General features: G+C 72.2%; 18 protein-coding genes. 6 read left to right on the forward strand and 12 right to left on the reverse strand.

Annotated features, from left to right (window positions below; genetic code table 11):
• The first annotated feature begins 126 nt into the window (after positions 1-126).
• The 3 genes from ABH920_RS05575 to ABH920_RS05585 all read left to right on the forward strand — a co-directional run bounded on the left by ABH920_RS05575 (position 127) and on the right by ABH920_RS05585 (position 3724).
• Positions 127-909 carry a CAP domain-containing protein gene (locus ABH920_RS05575; protein WP_370347476.1) on the forward strand — a complete coding sequence of 261 codons (783 nt, stop codon included), beginning with the start codon at positions 127-129 and terminating at the stop codon, positions 907-909.
• Positions 910-1036: 127 nt separating this feature from the next.
• On the forward strand, positions 1037-1993 hold the full coding sequence (locus ABH920_RS05580; RefSeq protein WP_370347478.1) for a CAP domain-containing protein: 957 nt from the start codon (positions 1037-1039) through the stop codon (positions 1991-1993).
• A 75-nt stretch (positions 1994-2068) separates the two neighbouring features.
• On the forward strand, positions 2069-3724 hold the full coding sequence (locus ABH920_RS05585) for a hypothetical protein (protein WP_370347480.1): 1656 nt from the start codon (positions 2069-2071) through the stop codon (positions 3722-3724).
• A 68-nt stretch (positions 3725-3792) separates the two neighbouring features.
• Here the strand turns inward: ABH920_RS05585 and ABH920_RS05590 are convergent, their stop codons facing one another.
• Both ABH920_RS05590 and ABH920_RS05595 read right to left on the reverse strand, forming a co-directional pair.
• Complete coding sequence (locus ABH920_RS05590; RefSeq protein WP_370347482.1) at positions 3793-5352, reverse strand: NAD(P)/FAD-dependent oxidoreductase; 1560 nt, start codon at positions 5350-5352, stop codon at positions 3793-3795.
• Positions 5353-5411: 59 nt separating this feature from the next.
• Positions 5412-7844, reverse strand: a complete 2433-nt coding sequence (locus tag ABH920_RS05595; RefSeq protein ID WP_370347484.1) for a DUF2142 domain-containing protein — start codon at positions 7842-7844, stop codon at positions 5412-5414.
• A 227-nt stretch (positions 7845-8071) separates the two neighbouring features.
• Between ABH920_RS05595 and ABH920_RS05600 the strand changes: the two genes are divergently transcribed.
• Positions 8072-10417: a hypothetical protein gene (locus ABH920_RS05600; RefSeq protein WP_370347486.1), complete on the forward strand. Its 2346-nt coding sequence runs from the start codon at positions 8072-8074 to the stop codon at positions 10415-10417.
• Here the strand turns inward: ABH920_RS05600 and mutM are convergent.
• From mutM to ABH920_RS05625, 5 genes are all read right to left on the reverse strand, one after another.
• On the reverse strand, positions 10365-11255 hold the full coding sequence (gene mutM, locus ABH920_RS05605; protein WP_370347488.1) for a bifunctional DNA-formamidopyrimidine glycosylase/DNA-(apurinic or apyrimidinic site) lyase: 891 nt from the start codon (positions 11253-11255) through the stop codon (positions 10365-10367). The genes ABH920_RS05600 and mutM overlap by 53 nt on opposite strands.
• Before the next feature lie 152 nt (positions 11256-11407).
• Positions 11408-12175: a ribonuclease III gene (rnc, locus tag ABH920_RS05610; protein ID WP_370348003.1), complete on the reverse strand. Its 768-nt coding sequence runs from the start codon at positions 12173-12175 to the stop codon at positions 11408-11410.
• An 86-nt stretch (positions 12176-12261) separates the two neighbouring features.
• Positions 12262-12435: a 50S ribosomal protein L32 gene (rpmF, locus tag ABH920_RS05615; RefSeq protein WP_015796566.1), complete on the reverse strand. Its 174-nt coding sequence runs from the start codon at positions 12433-12435 to the stop codon at positions 12262-12264.
• A 4-nt stretch (positions 12436-12439) separates the two neighbouring features.
• Entirely contained in the window at positions 12440-13054 is a 615-nt protein-coding gene (locus tag ABH920_RS05620) for a DUF177 domain-containing protein (protein ID WP_370347491.1), read from the reverse strand.
• 198 nt (positions 13055-13252) lie between these two features.
• Entirely contained in the window at positions 13253-14230 is a 978-nt protein-coding gene (locus tag ABH920_RS05625; RefSeq protein WP_370347493.1) for a hypothetical protein, read from the reverse strand.
• Positions 14231-14483: 253 nt separating this feature from the next.
• Here ABH920_RS05625 and ABH920_RS05630 point away from each other — a divergent pair, with 253 nt between their 5' ends.
• On the forward strand, positions 14484-16499 hold the full coding sequence (locus ABH920_RS05630) for a hypothetical protein (RefSeq protein ID WP_370347495.1): 2016 nt from the start codon (positions 14484-14486) through the stop codon (positions 16497-16499).
• Between the two features lie 87 nt (positions 16500-16586).
• Here ABH920_RS05630 and ABH920_RS05635 read toward each other — a convergent pair whose 3' ends face one another.
• The 5 genes from ABH920_RS05635 to ABH920_RS05655 form a co-directional block, all read right to left on the reverse strand.
• On the reverse strand, positions 16587-17813 hold the full coding sequence (locus tag ABH920_RS05635) for a hypothetical protein (RefSeq protein WP_370347497.1): 1227 nt from the start codon (positions 17811-17813) through the stop codon (positions 16587-16589).
• A 95-nt stretch (positions 17814-17908) separates the two neighbouring features.
• On the reverse strand, positions 17909-18406 hold the full coding sequence (gene coaD / locus ABH920_RS05640) for a pantetheine-phosphate adenylyltransferase (protein WP_370348004.1): 498 nt from the start codon (positions 18404-18406) through the stop codon (positions 17909-17911).
• A 17-nt stretch (positions 18407-18423) separates the two neighbouring features.
• Positions 18424-19032, reverse strand: a complete 609-nt coding sequence (gene rsmD, locus ABH920_RS05645) for a 16S rRNA (guanine(966)-N(2))-methyltransferase RsmD (protein ID WP_370347499.1) — start codon at positions 19030-19032, stop codon at positions 18424-18426.
• Positions 19033-19069: 37 nt separating this feature from the next.
• Positions 19070-21283 (reverse strand): ATP-dependent DNA helicase RecG, encoded by a 2214-nt coding sequence (gene recG / locus ABH920_RS05650; RefSeq protein WP_370347501.1) that lies wholly within the window; start codon positions 21281-21283, stop codon positions 19070-19072.
• Positions 21284-21300: 17 nt separating this feature from the next.
• Positions 21301-23097 (reverse strand): DAK2 domain-containing protein, encoded by a 1797-nt coding sequence (locus ABH920_RS05655; protein ID WP_370347503.1) that lies wholly within the window; start codon positions 23095-23097, stop codon positions 21301-21303.
• Between the two features lie 259 nt (positions 23098-23356).
• On the opposite strand from ABH920_RS05655, the gene rpmB reads away from it, so the two are divergent.
• Positions 23357-23542 carry a 50S ribosomal protein L28 gene (gene rpmB, locus ABH920_RS05660; RefSeq protein WP_194909835.1) on the forward strand — a complete coding sequence of 62 codons (186 nt, stop codon included), beginning with the start codon at positions 23357-23359 and terminating at the stop codon, positions 23540-23542.
• Positions 23543-23738: the final 196 nt, after the last annotated feature.

Raw genomic sequence — 23738 nt, forward strand, 5'->3', positions numbered from 1 at the left:
ATCCGCCTTATCCGGAGCGGGAATTCACCCTGGAGGAGTCAGTCGCGAGGTCCGGGACGGCAAGGGTCCGCAAAGGTTTACCCAAGTCACTCGAACGGACTAAACGGCCCTTTGTAGCTTGGCGGTATGGCCTCAGTGCTTGACGCCGGAGAGCGGTCCGCCGACCCCCGCCGCCCCACCAGCCACCGCCGCCGGGCGCCGCGCCGGAACCGGGGGCTGCGCCGTCCGGTGATCACCGCGGTGGTCGGCGGACTGGCGATCGTGACGCCGTTGATACTGCGCCCGCACGTGGACACGGAGGTCGCGCTCGGACCGGGGAGTTCGGCGCCGGCCGTCCCGCCGCCGGCGTCCTCCAGCGGGAGCACGCCGGGCCCGATGCCGTCCGCGGACGCCTCAGGCCTCGGTACCGGCCGCAGCGCCTCGCCGGTGTCCCGGGACGCGACCCGCTCCTCGTCGCCGCTGACGCCGTCACAGACCGCGGCCACTTCCGCGACCACTTCCAGGGCCGCCTCCACGACCACTTCCACTGCTGCGGCCTACGAGGCCGAGGTGGTCACACTGACCAACGACCAGCGCGCGGCACACGGCTGCCCGGCATTGCGCGACGATCCCCGGCTGCGCGCGGCGGCCACAGGCCACAGCGTCGACATGCGCGCCCGGGACTACTTCGCCCACAACACCCCGGACGGCGTCACCCCGTGGACCCGCATCGAGGCCCAGGGATACTCAGATCCCTCAGCCGAGAACATAGCGATGGGCCAGCAGACGCCGCAGTCGGTCGTCGACGCCTGGATGAACTCCCCCGGGCACCGCGCCAACATCCTGAACTGCTCGTCCAAGGCCATCGGGGTGGGGGTGCAGTTCGGTCCGAACGGGCCGTGGTGGACCCAGGACTTCGGCTATTCCTGAGCCGTCCGCCACAGGGAAAACCTGTGCCGGAATTCCTGGTCGGACCTCGAATTCTCTTACGCCCCACCCGCCCCGGCGGTAGCATCTGGTGACTTCGGCGCCGGTGGGACAAGGGGGATATCAGTACATGGACATACGCACCTGGCAGGAGGCCGGCGTCCGGGCCGGCGCCTACAGCGCGCGCCATCGGGCCCGCAGCCCGTTCAGCCCGCTGCGGCCGACCCCGATCGCCATCGGCAGCCTGTCCACGGCGGCCATCGCCGCGTTCGCCTTCGTCGCGCCGGGGATCCTGCACAGTCCGGCCGGGTCCGCCTCGACCGTCCTGGACGGCGCGCCGAACCCGATGGCGCCGCTGTCGCCGGGCGGCGGCGGCAACGCGGCCCCGGGGTACGTGAGCGTCACCTCGCCGACGACGTCGGCGACCTCGGACTCCCCCGCCGCGCCGAGCAGCACGGCGACGTCCCCCGCCGCCGCGCCCATGAGCTCGACCAGCCCGTCGCCGTTCACGGAGCGCACGCCGACCATGTCGTCGTCCACGCCACGGCCTTCGCAGCCGCTGCCGAGCCGGTCGCAGCCGCCGCCGACGGGCCCGACCTCGCCGAGCCAGCCCCCGACGACGCCGCCGACCGCGCCGACCACCCCGGTCCCGACCACGCCGACGACGCCGCCGACCACCCAGAGCAGCACGGCGCCGTTCAACGCCTCGGCCGCGGTCGCCTCGGCCCTCGGCGAGATCAGCGCCGCGCGCTCGCAGCAGGGCGTGGACCTGCTGAGCACCGACTCGCTGCTGACCAAGGCCGCCAAGGTGCACTCCACCGACATGGCGCACACCGGCGACTTCAGCCACATCGGCTCCGACGGCTCGGACCCGTTCAGCCGCGCGTCGGACCTGGGCTGCTACTCGCTGTCCCAGGAGCTCATCGCGCACGGCAAGCCCGGGGACGACGTGATCGGGGCGCTGATGCGGGACTCGTCTTCGCGGCGGGCGCTGCTGTCGTTCTGGAACAGCTCGATCGGCGTCTCGGCGCAGCTGGACCCGGCGACCGGGGACGTGTACTGGTCGATCGAGCTCGGCTGGGGATAGCCCCCAGGCGCTCTGGGTTCACTCGCAGAGCGGACAAATCGTGCTGCCGCACGGCCTCGGTCGTTGAACCAAGGCGTGCGTAAACCAAGGATCGAAGACCTCCGTCCGTCCCGGCTCCCGGTGACCGTCCTCGCGGCGGCCGTCGGCGCGGGTTCGGCGGTGTTGCTCATGCTGCGCCTGTTCGTGCCGCGGCCGGTCGGGGTGGCCGACAACTACGACGGCGTCCGGCTGATGTGCCACCTCGGCGTGGACGTGCGGCTGCCGCGGAACACGCCGCGGCTGCGCGACTACGTGTACTACCGCTACGACCATCTCGCGCACTTCAGCTGCCAGCGGCACGCGCTCGGCACGATCCGGCTGCCGGACGTGCCCTACCGCAGCAGCCAGCTGCTGGTGCTGTACGCGGCGCGGGGGCTCACGCGGGTGCTCGGGCTGCCGGGCTACCTGGACCTGCGGGCCGTGGGGATCGTGTGCTGCCTGCTGATCGGCGCGGCCGTGGGGCTGCTGTACCGGGTCGCCACGCTGCGGCACCGGTACCGGCTGCTGGTGTGCGCCGCGGTGGTCGCGGTGGTCGCGGACACGGTGTTCATCGACTACGCGGTCTCGCCGTTCAGCGAGATCGCGTCGGTCATCGGGCTGCTGTACGTCGCGGTCGGCGTGCTGATGCTGGCCGGGCCGAGCCGTCGGCGGCGGTTGGCGGGGATCGCGGTGACCGGCGTGTCCGGGCTCTTCCTCGCCACCGCCAAGACGCAGAACGTGCCGGCGGTGCTGCCGCTGGCGCTGGTGCTGCTGGCCCCGGCGGTGCCGGTGGTGTCGGCCGCGCCGGAGCGCCTGACCCAGCTCGCCGGGCTGCTGCGGCTGCATGCGCTGCGCGGCCTGGACCGGCGGCTACGGCACCGGCTGACCGGCCTGGTGGCCGTGGTCGTGATGGCTGCCGGGGCGTTCGCGGTGTCCGGCAACGAGGACAAGCGGACGGCCCAGCTGACCGAGGCCAATTTCGTGAGCGTCACGCTGCTGCCGACCTCGGCGCATCCGCAGCGGGACCTCGCGGAGTTCGGGGCGCCGGCGTGGCTCGCGCAGTACGCCGGGGCGCCGCCGTGGTGCGCGCCGACAGCGTTGCAGGACAGTGCCGGATATCAGAAGTTCACCAAGAGCCTGTCGCACCAGCGGATCCTCGGCTTCTTCCTGAACCACCCGACCCGGCTGCTGCCGGTGCTGGACACGGTCGCAGGGTACTTCTACGAGCCCCGACCGACCGCGACGCTGTGCGGCGTCGGTCCGCACGGTACGCAGGTCATGGTCCTGCCGCGGCTGGGGAACTACACCCACCTCGCCCACACGCCGCGCGGTCTGCAGGACCACCGTTGGTCGCCGGTCACCGATGCGCTGGGGCTACTGCGCGGCTTCGGTATGGGGACGCTGCTCCTGCTGTGGCTGGTCCCGGCGGCTGCCGTGACCGCGGTGCGGCGCCGGAGGGCTTTGCGGGGCGTCGGGGCGCTGCTCGGGCTGCTGCTGGCCGTCGCGGTGACGCAGTTCGGGGCCTCGGCGTTCGCCGACGGGATCGACACCGCGAAGCACCTGGACCTCGCGGTGCTGGCGACGGCGCTGGCGTGGGTGTTCGCGGCGGTGGAGGTGCTGGCGGCGCTGACGACGCGCGGTGCGCGGGACGAGACAGGGGTCGCGAGCATCCCGCGCCCGGCTACGCAGCCGGAGTCCGAGCCGGTGCGCTGAACGACAAACGGCGATGCCGCAGGTCCATTCGGATCCCGCGGCATCGCCGACGTCGTTCTGGGAGTGTGTCAGACCTTCTGGTCGGACTGGGCCTGCGTCTGCTCGACCCGGCGGCGCGGCAGGATCGGCGCGTCGCGGCCGGTGCCCGAGGTGCCGGACGGCTTCTGCTCCGAGCCCTCCTCGTGGTACTCCTCCTCGACGTTCACCGACCACACGTCGTGCGTGGTGCCGGTAGCGATGTTCTCGGCGGTGAGCATCGCCGTCATCATCGAGTGGTCCTGGTTGTTGTAGCGGTGCATGCCGTTGCGGCCGACCGGGTGCACGTTCGGCACCTCGCGCGCCAGCCACTCGCGGATCACCTCGACGTTGCCGCGGTAGTACTCGTCGTAGACCGGGTACGCCTTCGGCATCCGGACCACGTAGCCCTCCTCGACGGCGTCCGAGGACACCAGGCCGAGGGCTTCGAGCTCCTGCGCGCCCTGCTTGATCAGGACGTCGTCGGCGGCCTCCCACAGGTCGTCGCCCTCGGAGACGAAGTACTCCAGGCCCAGGCAGGTGCGCCCTTCCTTGACCAGGTACGGCGACCAGGAGCCGAAGTTCTGGATCCGGCCGACGCGCACCCCGGGGGTGTGGATGTAGATCCAGTTGTCGGGGAAGCCCGCGGACTCCGGGACCACCAGCGCGACGGTGAGGAAGTCGCGGTAGCGCAGGTCGTCGGCGGCGGCCAGGACCTCGGCCGGGGCCGGCGGGTCCATGGCGCGCACCAGGGCGGAGATCGGCATCGAGGACACGACGTGGTCGGCCGGGACGGTGCGCTCGCCGGCGGCGTCCTTGACGGTCACCGCGACCGCGCCGCCCTCGGCCCGGTGCACGGTCTTGACCCAGGTGTTCATCACGACCGAGCCGCCGCCGTCGGCGACCAGGTCGCGGCAGCGCTCCCACATCATGCCGGGGCCGTACTTCGGGTACTGGAACTGCTCGATCAGGCTGGTGATCTGCTTCTGGTTCCGCTTCGGGGCCAGCGCGTTGGCGACCGCCTTGAACAGCGACAGGTTCTTGATGCGCTGGGCGGCCCAGTCGGCCTCGATCTCGTTGGCCGGCATGCCCCACACCTTCTCGGTGTAGGTCTTGAAGAAGATCGAGTAGAGCCGGAAGCCGAAGCGCGCGGCGACCCAGCCCTCGAACTTGGTCTGGTCCTTCGGCGGCTTGATCTGCGCCCACACGTAGGAGCCGACGCAGCGCGCGGCCTCGACCAGGCCCAGCCCGGACAGCGCGTTGCCGGCCTTGAGCGGGTAGTCGAACAGCTTGCCGCGGTAGTGGATGCGACTCATGCGCGGCCGCATCAGGAAGTCCTCGTCGGGCAGGATCTCGTGCCACAGCGCCTCCACCGGCCCGGCCTTGGTGAAGAAGCGGTGGCCGCCGATGTCGAAGCGCCATCCGCCGCGCTCCACGGTCCGGCTGATGCCGCCGACCACGTCGTCGGCCTCGAAGACCGACGGCCGCACCCCGGCCTTGACCAGCTGGTAGGCGGCGGTCAGTCCGGCCGGCCCGGCCCCGATGACGACGACGGCGGGCGCGTCGGGCGTGCCCTGTCCGGATTCTGGCGCTTGCGAAGAGATTGTTGACACGACGCACCAACGATCCGAAAGGCGCCGAGTAACGCGTATTACGCCAATAGGTGATGGAACTAGGAGTTTGCCGGCTCTGCTACCACCTGGGGTTCGGCCGGTGCCGCGGGGGCTGCGGGGACGGTGGTTCGGACGTTGGACGGACCGGTGGCGGGGACGGCGGTCGGCACCGGCCTCGTCGGCGTCGCGGAGGACGTTTCGGCCGCGGTGGCGGCCCACACCACGGCGATCAGCGCGACGGCCCCGAGCCCCGCGACGACCAGCACAACGAGCGACCCGACGGCCGGATGCCACGACCCGGCGAGCGGGTTCAGCGGAGCGTTCGGCCCGGCCTGCACCCGCGTCATCTCCACGGCGAGCACCCACAGCTGACAGAATGCGACGCCGACGACGACCAGCCGCGGAATCCGGCGCCGCAGCACCGGCGAAAGCTCCCCGGCCGGACCGGACGCCAGCAGCACGGCCGTCCCGGCCAGCCCCGGCAGGAAGTAGCGACCGTACTGCGACCAGCCGAGCGTGCCGAGGTACTTGATCTCCAGCACGACGGTGATGCCGAGCGAAGCCGCCGCGACCCCGAGCGCCACGGCCACCACCCGCCGGCTCCGCAGCATCGCCAACGGAATCAGCACCACGGCCGCGAGCCCGGCCCACAGCATCGGCGCCCACGACGCGGGCACGTCAAGCGCGAACGCCTCGGAGAACCAACCGCCGACCCGGTTCACGGCGACCACCCGCAGCAAAGCACTGACGCGGTGGTCGGCGGGATGCACAGCGATGAGGGTCCGGGTGACCTTGGAGTTGCCGGACACGGCATTCCAGGCCACCGCCGCCAACCCGATCACGAACCACGCGGCACCGACGAGGCGACCGGCGCGCCACCGCAGCAACTCCCGCACCCGACCACGCTCGGCCGCCAACAACGAGCCGCAGACCGCGAGCGCGAACCAGAACGGACCCTCGGCCCGGACGGTGAGGACGACGGCGCCGGAGATCGCAGCGAGGGCGAGGAGTGCGGTCTGGGAGACGGCCGCGGACTCCGCACGCATCGCTTGCCGGACTCGCTGCGGCATGGCCCCCAGAGACAAGCGCGCCGCAGACCCGGGCTCGGAGGTCAGCACAGCAGACCTCGACTCAGCAGACGACCCCGCCACGGAAACTCCCCGCGATCGCCGCCACTGCAACGCACCGACGGACGACCGACGAGCCGCAGACCCCGACACCGCCGAAGCCTGCTCACCCGCGCGCACCACAGCGCCTGACTCAGCCACCGGCGCCGCCGAAGCCGCCCGCCGCCGCCAATGCAGCCTTCCAGCTGGCAACTTTCCCGCCGCCGAAGCCTGCTCGTCCGCGCGCACCGCAGCGCCGTTCTCTGCCGCCGGCGCCGCCCGCCGCCAATGCAGCCTTCCAGCTGGCGACCTTCCCGCCGCCGAAGCCAGTTCGGTCTGAGTCGCCGGCACCGCCCCGGCACCTCCGCGCCGCCGCCAGTGCAGCCTTCCAGCCGGCGACTTTCCCGCCACCGAAGCCTGCTCGCCCACGCGCACTACAGCGCCGGTCTCAACCGCCGGCGCCGCCGAGACCGCCCGCCGCCACCAATGCAGCCTTCCAGCCGGCGACTTTCCCGCTGCCAAGGCCGGTTCGGTCTGAGTCGCCGGCACCGCCCCGGCGCCTCCGCGCCGCCGACCCACCGCACCGCTCACCGCACCGCCCGCCGAAGCGCGCATCGCGGCACCCGGCCGCGCCAGGTCCACCATGCACACCCACAGCAGCACCGCCGCCGAGATCTCGACCCCGTTCGGGTTCACCGTCGAGTTCAGTGCGATCGTCGTCGGCGTCAGCACCGTCAGCAGCGCGGCCAACAGCAGGGGGCGCCGGGTCCGCAGCGCGACCATCGCGGCCGCCGCCACGAACGCCGATGCCAGCAGGGCCGCGAGGATGCGGCTCAGCAGGATGCCGGTCAGGTCCGGCCAGAAGCGGAGCGGGCCGCCGACCGCGAGGTAGTACAGCGGGTTGTAGCGCCCCACCCAGGACACCACGCGGACCTTCGCGTGCGTGGCCGGGGCCGGGTGCTGGCAGCTCGCCGCGCGGGCGACCCAGCTTTCGTCCTGGTGGTAGTTCGGGAAGTAGACGCAGAGGGCGTTCGGCGGCAGCAGGCTCTTGGGGACCTCGAAGGCCGCTCCCGGACGGTGTACCAGCGGGTCCTCGCCCTGCGGTGCCAGCAGGTGGCCGGTCACCGCTCCGTAGGCGCGCTCCAGGTGCTGGCGCTCGTCGGTGGTGCCGTCCGGCGGCATCGCCAGGGACCAGGCGACGGCCAGCAGGGCGAACGCCGCGAAGGCCGACAGCCAGGTGCGGCGGACGAGTGCTTGGCGGGACTGGTGCTTGAAGGCCTGGCGGTTGAGGGCTCGGCGGTCGCGGGCCCGGCGCTCGAAAGCCTTGCGCCGCAATGCCTGTCGCTCGAACGTCTGGCGCTGCCGCGCGGGCACGGTCCGGGACACGGGTCAGCCTCCTGGGACGGGCTTGAACTGGCGCGGGGTGTCCTGCGGACGCTAGACCACCGCCGCCCCCGCGGACCGCGCGGACACACGTGCGTCACCGGATGCGGTGAACATCCCAGCCGTTCGGCTCAGCAACCGGTGCCGGGGGCGGTGGTGGCTCGTTGAACAGCCTCGGCGCGCGTCCCGTCCGCAGAGCGCGTCCTGCGCCCCGCCCGAGGAGTCCTGCGTTGAGTGTCACGCCCCCGGCCCTGCGGCCGCCGGCCCCCCGCCGTCCCCCCGCCGAGGCGGCGGCCGGCCCCGGTTCCGCCCTCCCGCGCAGGGGCCGGCTCCCCCGGCCGCGGACCGACCTCGGGACGGCCGTGCTGGTCGCGGCCGTCGTCGCGGTGCTGGCGCAGATCCCGCTGCTGACCAACCGGTTCTTCTACCTGTGGGACGACAGCGCCGCGGAGTTCCTGCCGGTCTGGCACCGCATCGGCGCCGATCTGCTGGCCGGGCACTGGAACCCGCTGGTGCCGGGGATGTGGAACGGCGGGAACTTCGCCGCCGAGGCGCTGTTCGGCATCTGGAACCCGGTCGAGCTGCTGGACTCGGTGTTCACCGCGCTGACCGGGGACCTGCTGATCGCCGCGATCGTGATCAAGACCCAGTTCCTGGTGCTGCTGACGCTCGGCATCTACGCGGTCTGCCGCGAGTACCGGGCCGGCCGGGCCGCCGCGGCCGTCGTCGCCGTCGCGCTGCCGTTCTCCGGCTTCACGCTCTACTTCGACGCCGCGTCCTGGATCGCCGGCCTGATGGGCTTCGCCTGGACCGCGCACTTCTGGTGGTCGGCGCGCCGGTACATGCGCGGCCGGCTGAACCCGGCGGTGCCGATCGTCTTCGGCCTGCTGATCGTCACCACCGGCAACCCCTACGGCCTGCTCGGCATGGTGGTCGTGGCGTGCGCGCTGGCCGTGGAGTCGCTGGCCGCGCACGACCGGCACGCGATCTGGCGGCTGGCCGGGGTGAGCGCGGTCGCGGCGTCGGCGGCCGCGCTGGTGTTCCTGCCGCTGGTGCTCAGCGCCGCGGTCACCACGCGCTCGCCCGGCTCGGGCATCATGAACACCGGCTTCCTGGTGCCCGGCGTCGGCGACCTGCTGAACCTCAGCGCCCCGGCGTACCTGCCGCACTCGGTGTCCTGGCACATGGCGTTCTGGTCGGTGCCGGCCACGTATCTGGCCTGGTTCATCGCGCCGCTCGCGCCGTGGCTGGACTGGCGCCGCGTCATGCACCGGCCGCGGACGCTGATCGGTGTCGGCCTGCTCGCGGTCGTGTACCTGGCGATGACGGTCGGCCCCTCGCAGATCTGGCTGTTCCGCTGGCCGCTGCGCGTCATCGAGTACGCCTACCTCGGCCTGGGCGTCGTCCTGGCCAGGGCACTGACCGCGTCGCCGCGCACCGACCTGGCCCGGCGCCGCACCGTGGCCACCGCGGTGATCATCGTGGTCGGCGGCTACCTGTCGTGGTCCGCGCAGCCGGGCCGGGCCGTCACCGTCATCGTCGCGACCGCTCTGGTCGGCGCGCTGTCCTGGCTGATGGTCCGCAGGGTGCGCGCCGGACGTCCGCTGTCCCGGCTGCTGATCGGCGGGACGGTGGCCGTGCTGGGCTTCCAGGCCGTGGCGTTCCCGGCCAACCAGAACGTCACCGACTGGCACCCGCAGCACGACGTGGCCTCGATGAAGCAGCACTTCGGCACCCTGTACCAAGGCAATACCCTGATGGTCGGGGACCCGCTGACCGAGGCCGACCGGCTGGGCCGCCGCCGGGTCTGGCACGACCTGCCGGGCGGCAGCCTGCTGCAGGTGGCCGGGGTGACGAGCCTGAACAACTACACCGGCGTCTCCTACCGCGCCTACATGCGGCACCTGTGCATGTCGTACTACGGCGGCACCTGCCAGTCGCTCTACACCAACCTGTGGCGCAAGGACACCGACTCCCCCGCCGAACTGGCCGACCTGCTGCGGCTGCAGACCGTCGTGGTGCAGACCCAGCAGCACGTGCTGGACGCCCTGAAGCCGCCGGTGGTGCCCGGCAAGAAGCCCGCGAAGCCGCTGACGGTTCCGGCCGGCTGGAGCGTGCGCGCACTCGACGACCACACGGCGCTGCTGAGCCGTCTCAAGCCCCTGCCGTGGCCGGACGGACGGGTGTCCTACACGGCGGCGAGCGCACATGTCACGGCGGACGACGTCGCCTCGGACGGCGTCGGCGAAACCGTGCGCTACACGGGCTCCGGCGAAGTGCGGATCGCGGCGCTGCTCTGGCCGGGATGGCGGGCCACCGTCGACGGACACCAGGTGCAGTTGAAGGGCACTGATGTCGGGATCATCAAGGTTCTGCTTCCGCGGTCCCGCGCGGGCGGCAGCACGCTGAAGCTCAGCTTCCGGCCGCCGGGCTACAAGATCGGGCAGGCGATGGCGCTGCTCGGGCTGGGTCTGGCGGCGCTGATCATCGCGCTGTGGTACCGCGGCAAGCGGCGGCTCCGGATCAGCGGGGCAGCCGCTGGCACTTCGGACAGAAGTAGCTCGACCGATTCATGAAGGACTCGCGCCTGATCGGCGTGCCGCAGCGTTCGCAGGGTTCTCCTTCGCGACCGTAGGCGTGCAGCGACCGGGCGAAGTAGCCGCTCTCGCCGTTGACGTTCACGTAGAGGCTGTCGAAGGACGTGCCGCCGACGGCGAGGGCGGCGGTCATCACCTCGCGCGCGCCCTGGAGCACCCGGTCGGTGTCGGGGCGGCGCATCTTCGAGGTGGGCCGGTCGTAGTGCAGGCGCGCGAGCCACAGGGCCTCGTCGGCGTAGATGTTGCCGATGCCGCTGACGCGGGTCTGGTCCAGCAGGGCACGCTTCAGGCCGGTGTCGCGGCGGCGCAGTTCGCTGTGGAAGTGGTCGACGTCGAACTCGGGGTCCAGGACGTCGCGCGCGATGTGCGTGACCGAGGCGGGGACGATGACGCCGTGCCGGTCCTGCTCCAGCTTCTCCAGGGCCATGCCGCCGAAGGTGCGCTGGTCCACGAAGCGGAGTTCGGGGCCGTTGTCGGTGAAGGTGAAACGGATGCGGAGATGCTTCTCGTCGGGCGTGCCCGCGGGCTGGACCAGGAGTTGGCCGCTCATGCCGAGGTGGCCGGTCACGGCCTCGCCGACACTGACGCTGCCCTGGCCGCCCGCGCCGCCCTCGCCGAGCGGCAGCCACAGGAACTTGCCGCGGCGTTCGGCGCTGAGCAGGGTGAGCCCGGCGACGTGGGCCGCGAACGCCTCGGGGCCGTCGGCGTGCCGGCGGGTCGCGCGCTCGTGCAGGACCTCGGCTGTGGCGACGGTGCGCCCGACGGCCCAGCGTTCCAGGCCGCGGCGGACGACTTCTACTTCAGGTAGTTCGGGCACGTGCCGAGCGTATCGAAGGGCACCGTCAAGACGCGGCTCGGCCATTTTGTTAGGAGGATCGACCCCCTGGCACGTCTATAGCGCACGCCGCTGACACGGCGGCCGCGCTCGGCCCAGACAGGAGCCCCGACCAGGGCCGGAGCCCCGCGCCGTCAAGAAGCTTCGGCGGCCGGATCCGGGTCGATGTCGTACGGACCGTGCGTCAGCTTCCGGTCCCCAGCAGCGCCCGGCAGCACGCCCTTCGCGGCCAGCGCCTCCGCATGCGTCTCGCGGATGGTGCGCCACGCCTCCTCGGCGGCCTGCTGCTCGGCTTCCTTCTTCGAGCGGCCCGAGCCGTGGCCGTAGACCTCGCCGCCGACGCAGGCGTCGGCCTCGAAGAACTTGTCGTGGTCCGGACCCGTCTCGGTCACCCGGTAGTCCGGGACGCCGATGCCGGCGACCGCCGTCAGCTCCTGCAGGGAGGTCTTCCAGTCCAGGCCGGCGCCGAGGGTGGCCGAGGTGGCGATCAGCGGGCCGAACAGGCGCCGGACCAGGTCGAAGGCGACTTCGATGCCGTGGTCCAGGTAGACCGAGCCGATCAGGGCTTCCAGGGTGTCGGCCAGGATCGAGGCCTTGTCGCGGCCTCCGGTGGTCTCCTCGCCGCGGCCGAGCTTGACGTAGTCGCCCAGGCGCAGGCCTCGGGCCACTTCGGCCAGGGCCTTGGAGTTGACCACGGCCGAACGCAGCTTGGCGAGCTGCCCCTCGGGCAGCTCGCTGTGCGTGGTGTAGAGCGTGTCGGTGACCACCAGGCCCAGCACCGAGTCGCCGAGGAACTCCAGGCGCTCGTTGGTGGGCAGGCCGCCGTTCTCGTACGCGTACGAGCGGTGGGTGAGGGCCCGGTCGATGAGCCGGGCGTCCACGGGCAGGCCGAGTAGGGCGATGAGGTCCTCCGGCGGGGCGGAGGCTCCTGTCCCGCCCTTGCCGGACTTGTTCGAAGACGCCACAGCTATCGAGATCTCCGGGTTGCTCAGACCTCGACGACCTGGCGGCGGTCGTAGGTGCCGCAGTTCGCGCACAGGTGGTGCGGGACCTTCGTCTGGCCGCAGTTCTCGCAGGCCACCAGGGTCAGCGGGGCGGCCTTCCACTGGGCACGGCGGGAACGGGTACGGCTGCGGGACTTCTTGCGCTTCGGGACGGCCACGGGCCTACTCCTGGTCTCGGGCGGGCGGGGCGACCGGCGCCGTACCGCTGTTGCTTGCTACTTGGTCCTTCAGGTCCGCCAAGGCCGCCCACCGGGGGTCGGCGGTCTCGTGCGAGTGGTCCGGGTCGTCATTCAGGTTGGCCCCGCATTCGGGGCACAAACCCTGGCAGTCGTCCCGGCACAGCGGTGCCGACGGCAGTGCGAGCACCACCGCGTCGTGCACGACCGGCTCGAGGTCGAGCAGGTCGTTGACGAGGAACACCGCGTCCTCGTCGCCTCCCGTGTCTTCACCCGGGAAGAAGTACAGCTCCTGGAACTCCGCCTCGACCTCGAGGTCGAGCGGGTCCAGGCAGCGGACGCACTCCCCGGCGACGGCGGCACTCGCGCTACCGGTCGCCAGGACGCCCTCGACGACGGCTTCCAGCCGTACGTCCAGGTCCACGTCCGAGCCCGCCGGTACGTTGGCGACCCCGTCCTTGTCCCCGATGGACTCCGGCGCCGGAACGGTCTCGTGCAGCTTGCGCATCGAACCCGGGCGCCTGGCGAAGTCTTGGGTGTCCACGACATACGGCGAGCGGGGGTCGGGCTGCGCCGGATGCTTCGGCGTCGTGCCAGGCATGATCCCTCTATCGTCGTGTGTGGTGGACCTCAAGGCGAAAGGCGTGCGTCAGCCGTTCGGCAGTCAGGCAGACGACCACGATAGCCGAGGGCCGGGGTGTCGGCCAAACTCAGAGCCGCTTCGCCTGCCCAGGCCATGCTCCGGGGTGCCGCGGCGAGGTCCGCGGCACGCCGTTTGGCGATCTTCAGGTTGTGACGCTCAGTAGCTGACGACGACCTCGCCGCCGGAGCCCGGCTGCGGGTCCACGTTGTCGCCGCCGCCGTCGCCGCCGAGCCCGGTGCCGTCGGCGTTCCCGGTCCCGCCGCTGCCGCCCACGGCGCTGGTGGTGCTGCCGGCCGCGGAGCCGCCGGTGGCGTCCCCGCCCGGGGTCACCGTGGCGCCGATGGCCTGCCCCTGGGAGACGCAGGATCCGTCCCGGCCGCCGAGGCCGGGCAGGCCGCCGTAGCCGCCGTCCTCCGCGCCGACCGAGCCGGCGCCGCCGCCCCAGCCGCCGGAGGCCACCACGTAGGTGTTGAGGTCCGCGGTGGCGAAGGTGCTGGCTCCGCCGCCGCCGGCCCCGCCGCCCCCGGTGTAGACGTCCGTGGCCCCGTTCCCGCCGGGACTGGAGATCCCGGAGATCAGGGCGGAGCCGTTGCCGCCGTTGCCGCCGTGCGGCTCCATGCCGGTCGGCAGGCCGTTCGCGCCGCCCCCGCCCCCGCCCCCGCCGGTCCCGGGAGCGCCGTCGCCGCCGTTGGACGCCACGTCCTGGCCGTCCTGGCCCGCCGTGCCGCCGCCGGTCCCGCCGCCGGGGGTGGCCGTGACCATGGCCGCGGCCTGGGACGAGCCGCGGCCGCCGTTCCCGCCCACCGAGACGGTGAAGACCTGGCCCGGCGTCACCGGGAGCACGCACTGCACGATCGCGCCGCCGCCCCCTCCGCCGCCACCCCACGAGGCGACGCCGGGCTGGACGCTGTCCCCGCCTCCGCCGCCCCCGCCGCCGACCGCCGTGACGGTCAGCTGGGTGACGCCGTCGGGGACCGTGAAGGTGCCGTCCTGGGTGAAGCTCTGCGAAGTCTGTGCTTGCGAAGTCTGGGCCCACGCCGCCGGGGCGCCGGCCAGGCAGGCGCCGACCAGCATGGCCGCACCTGCGGCCGCCGCCAGGCGCCGGGTCAGAACCGGCTTCACGTCCTCGCGCACGATGGCTCCCTGGGTCGCGGTCGATCGGTCACGGTCGACCGGGCGTGGTCAGTCCGGCATGGTCGGGCACTGTCGGCGCCCACTTGACTACCGCCGACCGCGCGCCGCCAAGTCCCTTTGCGCCGAATGAGTGCATTGTGACCCTCCGGTTCCGGCACCGCGTGTCGTGCCGGAACTGAACCGCATCAGACGTGTACGGATAGCCCGGATCGTCCGAAGCCGTCAGTTTCCCCTCATCGAACTGGACATCTCCATGCGCCGCCCTCCCAGATTCCGCGCCGCCGTGCTGGCGTTCGCGGCGGCCCTGCTCGGCGTGCCGCCGTCACCAGCCCACGCCGACACGTTCGCCGCCTCGCCGACCATCGTCCAGGTCGTCGCGCACGCGGACGACACGTTCCTGTTCTTCAACCCGGACCTGCGCAAGGTCTACACTTTCCCGCTGGTCACGGTGTTCCTCACCGCCGGCGCGGCCACCACGCAGGTCGGACCGGGCCAGCCGTTCGCCGACACCTGCCTGTACGGCGAGAGCCGCGACATGGGCGCCCGGGCGGCCGCCGCGGAGATCGCCGGCGTGCGCAACCCGACCTGGACCCGGACCCCGCTCACCTTCGCCGGCAAGGTCGTGGAGGAGGACACCCTCGACCAGGCGCCGCAGGTGAAGCTGGTGTTCTTCAAGATGCACGACGCCGGGGACGCCAACTACGTCAGCGGCGTGAACCACCAGGGGATCCTGGAGCAGATCTACAACTCCGGCCAGATCACCGGCTGGCACGAGGCCACCATGGGCACGCTGGCCGCGGACGGCGGCTCGGACTGCGAGCAGCAGTACGCGAACCAGACGTACACGAAGTCCCAGCTGACCGCCTCGCTGACGGCGCTGTACGCGCACTACAACGCGACCGTCGTCTACGGCATGGACCCGCACCGGTTCGACAGCGACCCGGGGAACACCGACCACCTCGGCGCCGGCGGCTTCACCCTGGACTCGGTCGCGGCCTACCACGGCCCGGGCAACAACGGCCACGTGCTGCTCCGGCCCTACCGCGACTACAACATCAGCAACGAGGGATCAGACCTCGACGCCGGCAACGCGGCGGCGAAGAACGGCGACTTCCTCAGCTATCTCGGCCCGGACCGCGGCGACATCCCCGGGGTCTACCACGGCCTGTACGACACCTCGCCGGATCCGAACAACTCGTTCTACACGCCGTTCTACACACGCCAGTACTCGCGCTGGCCGAACGGCTCGGTGTGGTCGGCGACGGACGGGACCGGCAAGCTCAACGCCTTCGCCATCCTGGACAGCCAGATCCAGCAATGGGTCGAGACGAGCCCCGGAGGGGCCTGGACGGGCCCCACACCGATCCCCGGGAGTGCGGGGCTGACCCCGAGGCTGTCGGTCACCGTGGACCCCTCAGGCATGCTTCGGGTGTTCACCACGAGGCTCTCGGACTACTCGGTCATGACGGACGTGGAGACCGCGCCGGGCGTCTGGGGAGGCTGGAAGTCGCTGGGCACCCCCAACATGTCGAACCCGACACTGGTGGGCGATCCGGCCGCGTTCACCGAGCAGAACGGGAACGTGACGGTGTTCGTGCGCAACCTCGGCACCGGGGTCAGTGCCAAGACCCTGAACCCCGGGAGCAGCTGGCCCAGCGCCTGGGCCGACCTCAAGGGCTTCGAGGTGCGCGACGACCTGACGGTGGGCCTGGGCGGCAGCGGCGCCGGCGAGCTGTTCGCGCCGTCCGGCCAGGGCATCCTGCACTGGAAGCAGAACGCCCAGCGCCGGTGGGCGATGGACTCCGCGCCGCTGACCCCGGCGGCGATCGGCAAGACGCAGGTCTCGTTCGCGCTCAACGGCGACGGCCGGCCGGAGATCTTCTACGCGGACCCGAACAATCCGACGGTCGCGACCCAGTGGACGCAGCTGAACGGCGCCTGGACCACCTCGCCGGGACTGCTCGGCGGCAGCCCGCCGATGCTGGAGAGCGTCGGCGCCGCGACCGCCGGCGACGGCCGGATCACCATCGCGATCCGGAACGCCGGAGGCGGGGTCAGCATCGCGTCGCAGGCCGCGCCGAACGCCGGGTTCGCCGGATCCTGGCCGGACCTGGGGAACGTGATCGTCGGGGCCCCGGCGCTGGCAGTGGACTCCGACGGCACCCTGGTGGTGTTGGCGTTCGAGCTGGACGGGGCGCTGCACGTCAACCGGCAGACCGCGGTGGGGACGGACAGTCCGTTCGGCGGATGGCAGTTGGCAGGGGCCTGATACCGCCGGATACCGCCCGCTACCGCGACAGCGAACGGCCCGCTCCCCTTCATCGGGGTGCGGGCCGTTCGCCGTGTCAAGTACTGCTCAGTGCTGCTGGTACGGGTCGTCCCGGAACTGGCGCACGTCGATCATCCCGGTGTCGAAGAACCCGGACGCCTCGGGGTGCTGCTGGTGCGAGGGCTGCTGGGCGTACTGCTGTTGCTGCTGCTCGTGCTGCGGGTACGCCTGGTACTCGCCGGTGTGGTACTCCGGCTGCTGCTCGTACTGGGTGCCGTAGGGCTGCACCGGGTACGGCACCGAGGCCGGGTCGTTGTAGTTCGCGGCGTAGCCGTTCTCCTGGTCGTAGCCGTAGCCCACCGCGACCTGCGCCGGCTGCTGCTGGTGCTGGTACTCCTGCGGCGGGTAGTCCTGGGAGAAGTCCGGGCGCTGGAAGACGCCGCTCATGTCCGCCGCGGCGAACTCGTGCGAGAGCTCGGGCTCGGGCAGGCCGTACTCGCTGTGGCCGTACTCGTTCTGGCCGTACTCGCCGGCCTGCGCGTAGGCGGGCTGCTGGCCGTAGCCGGCGTCGGCCGGGTAGGCGGCCTCCTGGTAGGCGGGCTGCTCCTGGTACGAGGGCTGCTCCTGATAGGACGGCTGCTCCTGGTACGCGGGCTGCTCCTGGTAGGAGGGCTCCTGCGGCTGGTAGGCGGGCTCCTGCTGGTAGCCGTCCTGCTGGGCCTCGTACCCCTCGTCGGTGTACTTGGGGTACTCGCCGGTGTTGTACTCGACGCGGCCGCCGGCGTCGCGCTCGTTGAAGTCGTACTCCGGCCGGGTCGCGGCCTCGGCGGCGTCCTGCTCGGCCATGTGCTCGCCGAGTTCGGACATCGGGTCCTGGCCGACCATCTTGGCCCGGCCGCGGCCCACCGCCTGCAGCGTCTTGGTGAGCACCACCTCGAAGTTGGCGAGCTTGTCGTCGACGTAGTTGTCGGCGTCCTCGCGGATCCGGCGCGCCTCAGCCAGGGCGGCGCCGCGGATGCGCTCGGCCTCGCGTCCCATCTCGGTGCCCGAGAGCATGCTGCCGCGCTCACGCCGGGCGGCCTCGATGTGCTCGGAGGCGTCCCGCCGAGCCTGGGCTATCACCTCGTCGCGCTCGGCCACGAGGCGCCGCGACTCGGCGAGTTCCTCGGACACCCCGGCGGCGAGCTCGTGCAGGATCTCCAGGACCTCGGCGCGGTTGATCACGCAGGAGGCGGACATGGGGACCGCCTTCGCGGTCTCCACGATCTGCACGAGATCTCCGACCATCTGCTCCAGGCGGTCGCTTGTGGTCACTTCTCACTCGCTCCTCTAGCGGCCCCGAGGGGCCGCCCCTTCTTGGCGACGGTCGGTCTTCGCGGGGTCCGTTCGCGAGCCCCTAGCGGCAAAGGCTACGCGGACTTCTTCTTCCGTTCAGCCAGTCGGTCGGTAAGGGCCGAAAGCACCAGGTCCGGGACCAGGCCCGAGACGTCCCCGCCCAACGAGGCGACCTCTTTGAGCAGTGACGAGGACAGGTAGCTGTACAGCGGGTTCGAGGCCACGAACAGGGTCTCGATGCCGGACAGCCGGTGGTTCATGTGCGACATCTGGAGTTCGTACTCGTAGTCGCTCACGGCCCGCAGGCCCTTCATGATGGCCCGGATCCGGTGCGTCGCGCAGAAGTCGACGAGCAGCCCCTCGAAGGGCTCGGCCCGCACGTTCCCGTACTCGGCGCTGACCTGCTCCACCAGATCGATCCGCTCCTCGATGGTGAACAGCGACCCGGCCTTGCCGGCGTTCACCCCCACCGCGACGATCACCTCGTCGAACAGCCCCGAGGCGCGTCCGATGATGTCCAGATGACCGTTGGTGATCGGGTCGAAGGACCCGGGACAGACCACTCGGCGGATGACGGGCTCGTCCATGGTTACTCCGGCGGATTGAGGGGACCGGTCGTTGACGCGCCGCGAACGTACCAGACAGCGAAGTTCATACGGGCCTCCCCGTAGTCCTTGGTCCGCGTCGCCTCATAGCCCGCCGGCCAGCGGAAAACCTCGTCGCGCGCTGATCGTTCCAGCACGACGACGGCGTCCGGAACGAGCCAGCCGCCGGCACCGAGCGCTGTGAGGATGGTCACGACCTCGGCGTCCGGCACCGCGTACGGAGGATCGAGCAGCACCAGGTCGAACGGCGCCTCCTTCGGCACGTCGCCGGCCACGGCCCGCTCGGCCCGGTCGGCGACGACCCGCGCGCCGGGCAGGTCGACGGTGGCGACGTTCTGCGCGATCAAGCGGGTGACCCGCCGGTCGGCCTCGACCAGCAGCACCCTGTCGGCCCCGCGCGAGAGGGCTTCCAGGCCCAGGGCCCCGGAACCGGCGAAGAGGTCGAGCACTGACAATCCGGACAAGCCGCCGAACTCGGATTCGAGGGCCGAGAACAGGCTCTCGCGGGCCCGGTCGCCGGTGGGCCGGGTGCCGTCGCCCGGCGGGACGGCCAGGCGGCGGCCCCGGGCGGCGCCGGCGATGATGCGGGTCATGAGTGGTGTCCCGGACTCCTGACGGACTCGCGCTTGATCATGTCTTGCCCAAGTATTCCGCGCGCTCCGGGTCCAGCAAGACGGCAATTGTCCGGGCGAGCGCCGGATACGCCGCCAGCGTCGGGTCCGCCTCGACCAGCGGGGTGGCCTCCTCGCGCGCGGCGCGGATCACGTCCTCGTCGTCGATCACGCTCAGCAGGCGCAGTGAGCTGCGGTAGCCGGACTGAGTGGCGCCCAGGACATCGCCTTCCTTGCGGATCGCAAGGTCTATCTTCGACAGCTCGAAGCCGTCCAGGGTGGAGGCCACCGCCGCCAGGCGTTCGCGGGCCGGTGCGCCGTCCGGCGACTCGGTGACCAGCAGGCACAGGCCGGCCCACTGGCCCCGGCCGACGCGGCCGCGGAGCTGGTGCAGCTGTGAGACGCCGAAGCGGTCGGCGTCCATAACCACGATCACCGTCGAGTTCGGGACGTTCACGCCGACCTCGATGACCGTGGTCGCGACCAGGACGTCCAGCTCGTGCGCGGCGTACGCGCGCATCACCGCGTCCTTGTCGTCCGGCGCCATGCGGCCGTGCAGCATGCCGACGCGCAAGCCCTTCAAAGGACCGTCTGCCAGCTTCGCCGCGACCTCCACCACGGCCAGCGGCGGCCGTTGCTGGCCGGGCTCGGAGACGAGTTCGGAGCCGTCGTCCGACACTTCACCCGCCTCGCCGATGCGCGGGCACACCACATAGGCCTGATGCCCCGCGCCGACTTCCTCGCGGATCCGCTCCCACACCCGCGCGAAGTGCGACGGGTGCTCGTGCGCGGCCACCACGTGGGTGGCGATCGGCGAGCGCCCGGCCGGCAGTTCGGACAGGATCGAGGTCTCCAGGTCGCCGAAGACGGTCATCGCCACGGTGCGCGGGATCGGGGTCGCGGTCATGACCAGGACGTGCGGCGGGTCCTCGCCCTTGGCGCGCAGCGCGTCGCGCTGCTCGACGCCGAACCGGTGCTGCTCGTCGATCACCACCAGGCCGAGGTCGGCGAACTGGACGTGGTCCTGGATCACCGCGTGCGTGCCGATCACGATGCCCGCCGCGCCGGAGGCCGCGTCCAGCAGGTTGCTGCGGCGGTCCTTCGCGTTCTGCGATCCGGTGAGCAGCGCGACCTTCACCTGCTTGCGAGACGGATCGAACGCCGGCGCGTCGGCCTCGGAGAACAAGTCCATCGGCACGTCCGCCGAGGCGCCCAACATCTGCACGATCGACCGGTGGTGCTGCTGCGCCAACACCTCGGTCGGGGCCAGCATCACCGCCTGCCCGCCGGCGTCCACCACCGCGAGCATGGCGCGCAGCGCGACCATCGTCTTGCCCGAGCCCACGTCGCCCTGCAGCAGCCGGTGCATCGGGTGCGAGGAGGCGAGGTCCTGCTCGATCTCCACGCCGACCTGGCGCTGGCCGGCGGTCAGGGTGAAGGGCAGCGCGGCGTCGAAGGCGTCGAGCAGGCCCCCGGCGACGCGCGGGCGCGGCACCGCCGGCAACGCCTTCAGCGCCTCGCGCCGCTGGGCCAGCACGACCTGCATCGGCAGCGCCTCGTCCCACTTCAGGCGCTTGCGGGCGACCGCGATCTCCGGCCAGTCCTCGGGGCGGTGGATCTTGCGGAACGCCTCGGTCAGCGGGAGCAGTCCGCGCCGGGCCCGGACCGGGCGGGGCAGCGGGTCGTCGGCCAGATCGGCGTCGAGCTGGTCCAGGACCATCGCGACGCAGCGCGCGATCATCCGCGGCGACAGGCCGCTGGTCGTGGGGTAGATGGGCAGCAGCTCGCCGGCCCAGCTGTCCACGTCGGCGTCCTCGGAATCCGGGTCCAGCTTCTCGAACTCCGGGTTGGTCAGCTGGATCTTGCCGTGGTACTCGCCGACCTTGCCGGCGAACATGCCGAGCATGCCGGGCTTGAGCGCGTTGGCCGCGCGCGGGTTGAAGAACGTGATCTCCACCGGCACGTCGGCGGCGTCCCGCACCTCGACCGTCATCATCTGGCCGCGCCGGGCCGCCATCGAGCGCCGGCTGACCTTGGTGACCTGCGCGACGATCGTGGCCTCGCTGCCCGGCTCCAGCTCGGAGAGCTCGGTCAGCTGGCCGCGCTTGACGTACTTGCGCGGATAGTGGCGCAGCAGGTCGCCGATCGTCTCCAGATTGAGTTTCGTGCGCAGCACCTTGGCGGTGCGGTCGCCCACGGCCTTGTGCAGGGGCTCCTCCAAGCGGATGCCCATTTCGGACACCTCCCGGACTACTCGACGCCGATCAGGAGCGGGTAGCCGGTCTGCCCGCCCTCGTACACCACCACGTCCACGACCGGATGCCGGGCGCGCACCCGCTCGGTGACGGCTTCGGGCACGCCGGCCTCGGCGCCGTCGCCGACCACCAAGGTCACCATCTCACCACCGGCCGACAACATCCGCTCCAGCACGGCCTCGGCCGCGGCGGCCTGGTCGTCCTCGATCAGGGCGACGTCGTTCTCGACGTGCCCCAGCACCTGCCCGGGCCGGCACACCCCGGCCATGGTCCAGGCCTCGGTGGCGGCCACCTCGATGGCCCCGTACCGGGTCGCGCCGGCGGCCGCGGTCATGGCCACCACGTCGGCGTCGAAGCGCCGGGACGGCTCGTGCACCGCCAGCGCCGCTATCCCCTGCACGGTCACCTTCGCCGGCACCGCGGCGACCCGCATCGACGGCTGCCCGGCGGAGAGCCGCTCGGCCACCGCCGCGGCGACCGCGGTGGTCTCTGCGTCGTTGGACAGCAGCACCACCTCCGAGGCCCGGGCGGCGGCCACGGCGCGTTCGAAGTCGGCGGCGCTCGGCGGCCGGCCGGGCTCGGCCCGCAGGACGTGCGCCCCGGCCGACTCCAGCAGCCCGGCGATGCCGTCGCCGTAGGCCACGGCCACCACGGCCCGGGTCGGGCGGACGGCCGGCACGGTCAGGACACCCACGAAGCCCGAGCCGGCCGCAGCCGACGGCGGCTCGGCGTGCGGCGCGGCCTGCGAGGCCAGGTGGGTGATCTGGATGTCGCGCGGACGCCCGGCGGCGATCCCGGCCTCCAGCGGCACGCCGGCGTCGTCGACGTGCACGTGGACCCGCCACAGCCCGTCGCCGCCGACCACCACCAGGCTGTCGCCGCCGCCGCGCTCGCAGAACTCGTCGAGCTCGCGCCGCAGCTCGGCGATCGCGGTGTCGGTGGCCTCCACCAGGTAGATGACCTCGAACTCGGGGTCGGTCCGGGCCGGGGCCGGGGGACGCTCGAGGGCCGGGGCGGCGGCCAGCCGCCGCTGCCGGAAGGCGCCGCGCGGGTCGAGGCCGCCGGTGTAGGCCGCGAGCGTGTCCAGGAGCACGACCAGGCCGAGCCCGCCGGCGTCGACCACGCCGGCCTGGCGCAGGACGTCGAGCTGGTCCGGGGTGCGGGCCAGCGCCTCGCGGGCGCCGGCCGCCGTGGCCTGCGCCACGTAGGCCAGGGAGTCGTTCGCGGTGAGCTGCGCCGAGGCGGCGGTCAGCTCCCCGATCGCCACCACCGCCGCCGAGGCGGCCTGGGCCGCGGCCGCGGCCACCGACAGGATCGTCCCGGGCGCGGGCCGCGCCACCGCCTCGTACGCCGACTCGGCCCCGGCCGCGAGCCCCGCGGCCAGCGCCGCGCCGTCGACGGCCGAGCCGGTGTAGCGGGCCCCGGCGGCGCCGCGCAGCAGCTGGCTGAGGATCACCCCGGAGTTGCCGCGGGCGCCGAGCAGGGCGCCGTGGGCCAGGGCCTGGAGCGCCTCCGGGACCGAGGGCGCGGGGCCCGAGGCGGCCAGCCGGTCGTCCAGCGCGCGGCAGGCGGCCTCGAAGGTGAGGTACATGTTGGTGCCGGTGTCGGAGTCGGCGATGGGGAAGACGTTGAGCGCGTCGATCTCCTCGCGGTGCCGGCCCAGCACCGCGAGCGCCGCCCCGGCCCAGCGGCGCAGCGCCCCGGCGTCGACGGGGGCCGCGTCGGGGGTCGCGTCCGCGCGCGAAGGCGGCACGGCCGCGCTCGCGGCGGATCGGGGGACGCTGGGGGGCATGGCCGCCAGGGTACCGCTGCGGCCTGTGGCAACCGGTGCACGCACCGCCTGGACGCCGCCTGTGCGCTGCCTGTGCACCGCACAGGCACCGGATTGGCGTCACGCCCCGCGCGTCGGGTACTCTGACCAGGTTGCCAGGACGGGCAGTGCCCCCTGGCCATCAGTACCTGCCCGCCGATGACGGCGGGGCTCAAGCAAGCACGCAGCCGCAAAAGACAAGCAACCGGCAGCGTCAACGACTCGGTAGAGGTGAATCGAAGTGGCTGCCAACTGCGACGTGTGCGGCAAGGGGCCGGGCTTCGGCCACAACATCTCGCACTCGCACCGCCGGACCAAGCGGCGCTGGAACCCGAACATCCAGACCGTCCGCGCGGTCGTGAACGGGACCCCGAAGCGCGTCAACGCCTGCACCTCCTGCATCAAGGCGGGCAAGGTCGCGCGCTGAGCGTGTGCGTCGGCGGCGTGCTCGGTTCCGAGCACGCTGTGCTTCCTGGAAGCACAAAGCGGTGGTAAAAAGCCGCACGCCGTGACGACTTGAGAAACCGCAGGTCAGCCCCACCGGGGCGGACCTGCGGTTTTTCGTGTTCAGAAAACGGTAAGGCTCTCGACCCGCGACTGTGTCGGACCCGCATGTCACGATG

This window comes from Catenulispora sp. EB89, assembly GCF_041261445.1.
GTDB lineage: Bacteria > Actinomycetota > Actinomycetes > Streptomycetales > Catenulisporaceae > Catenulispora.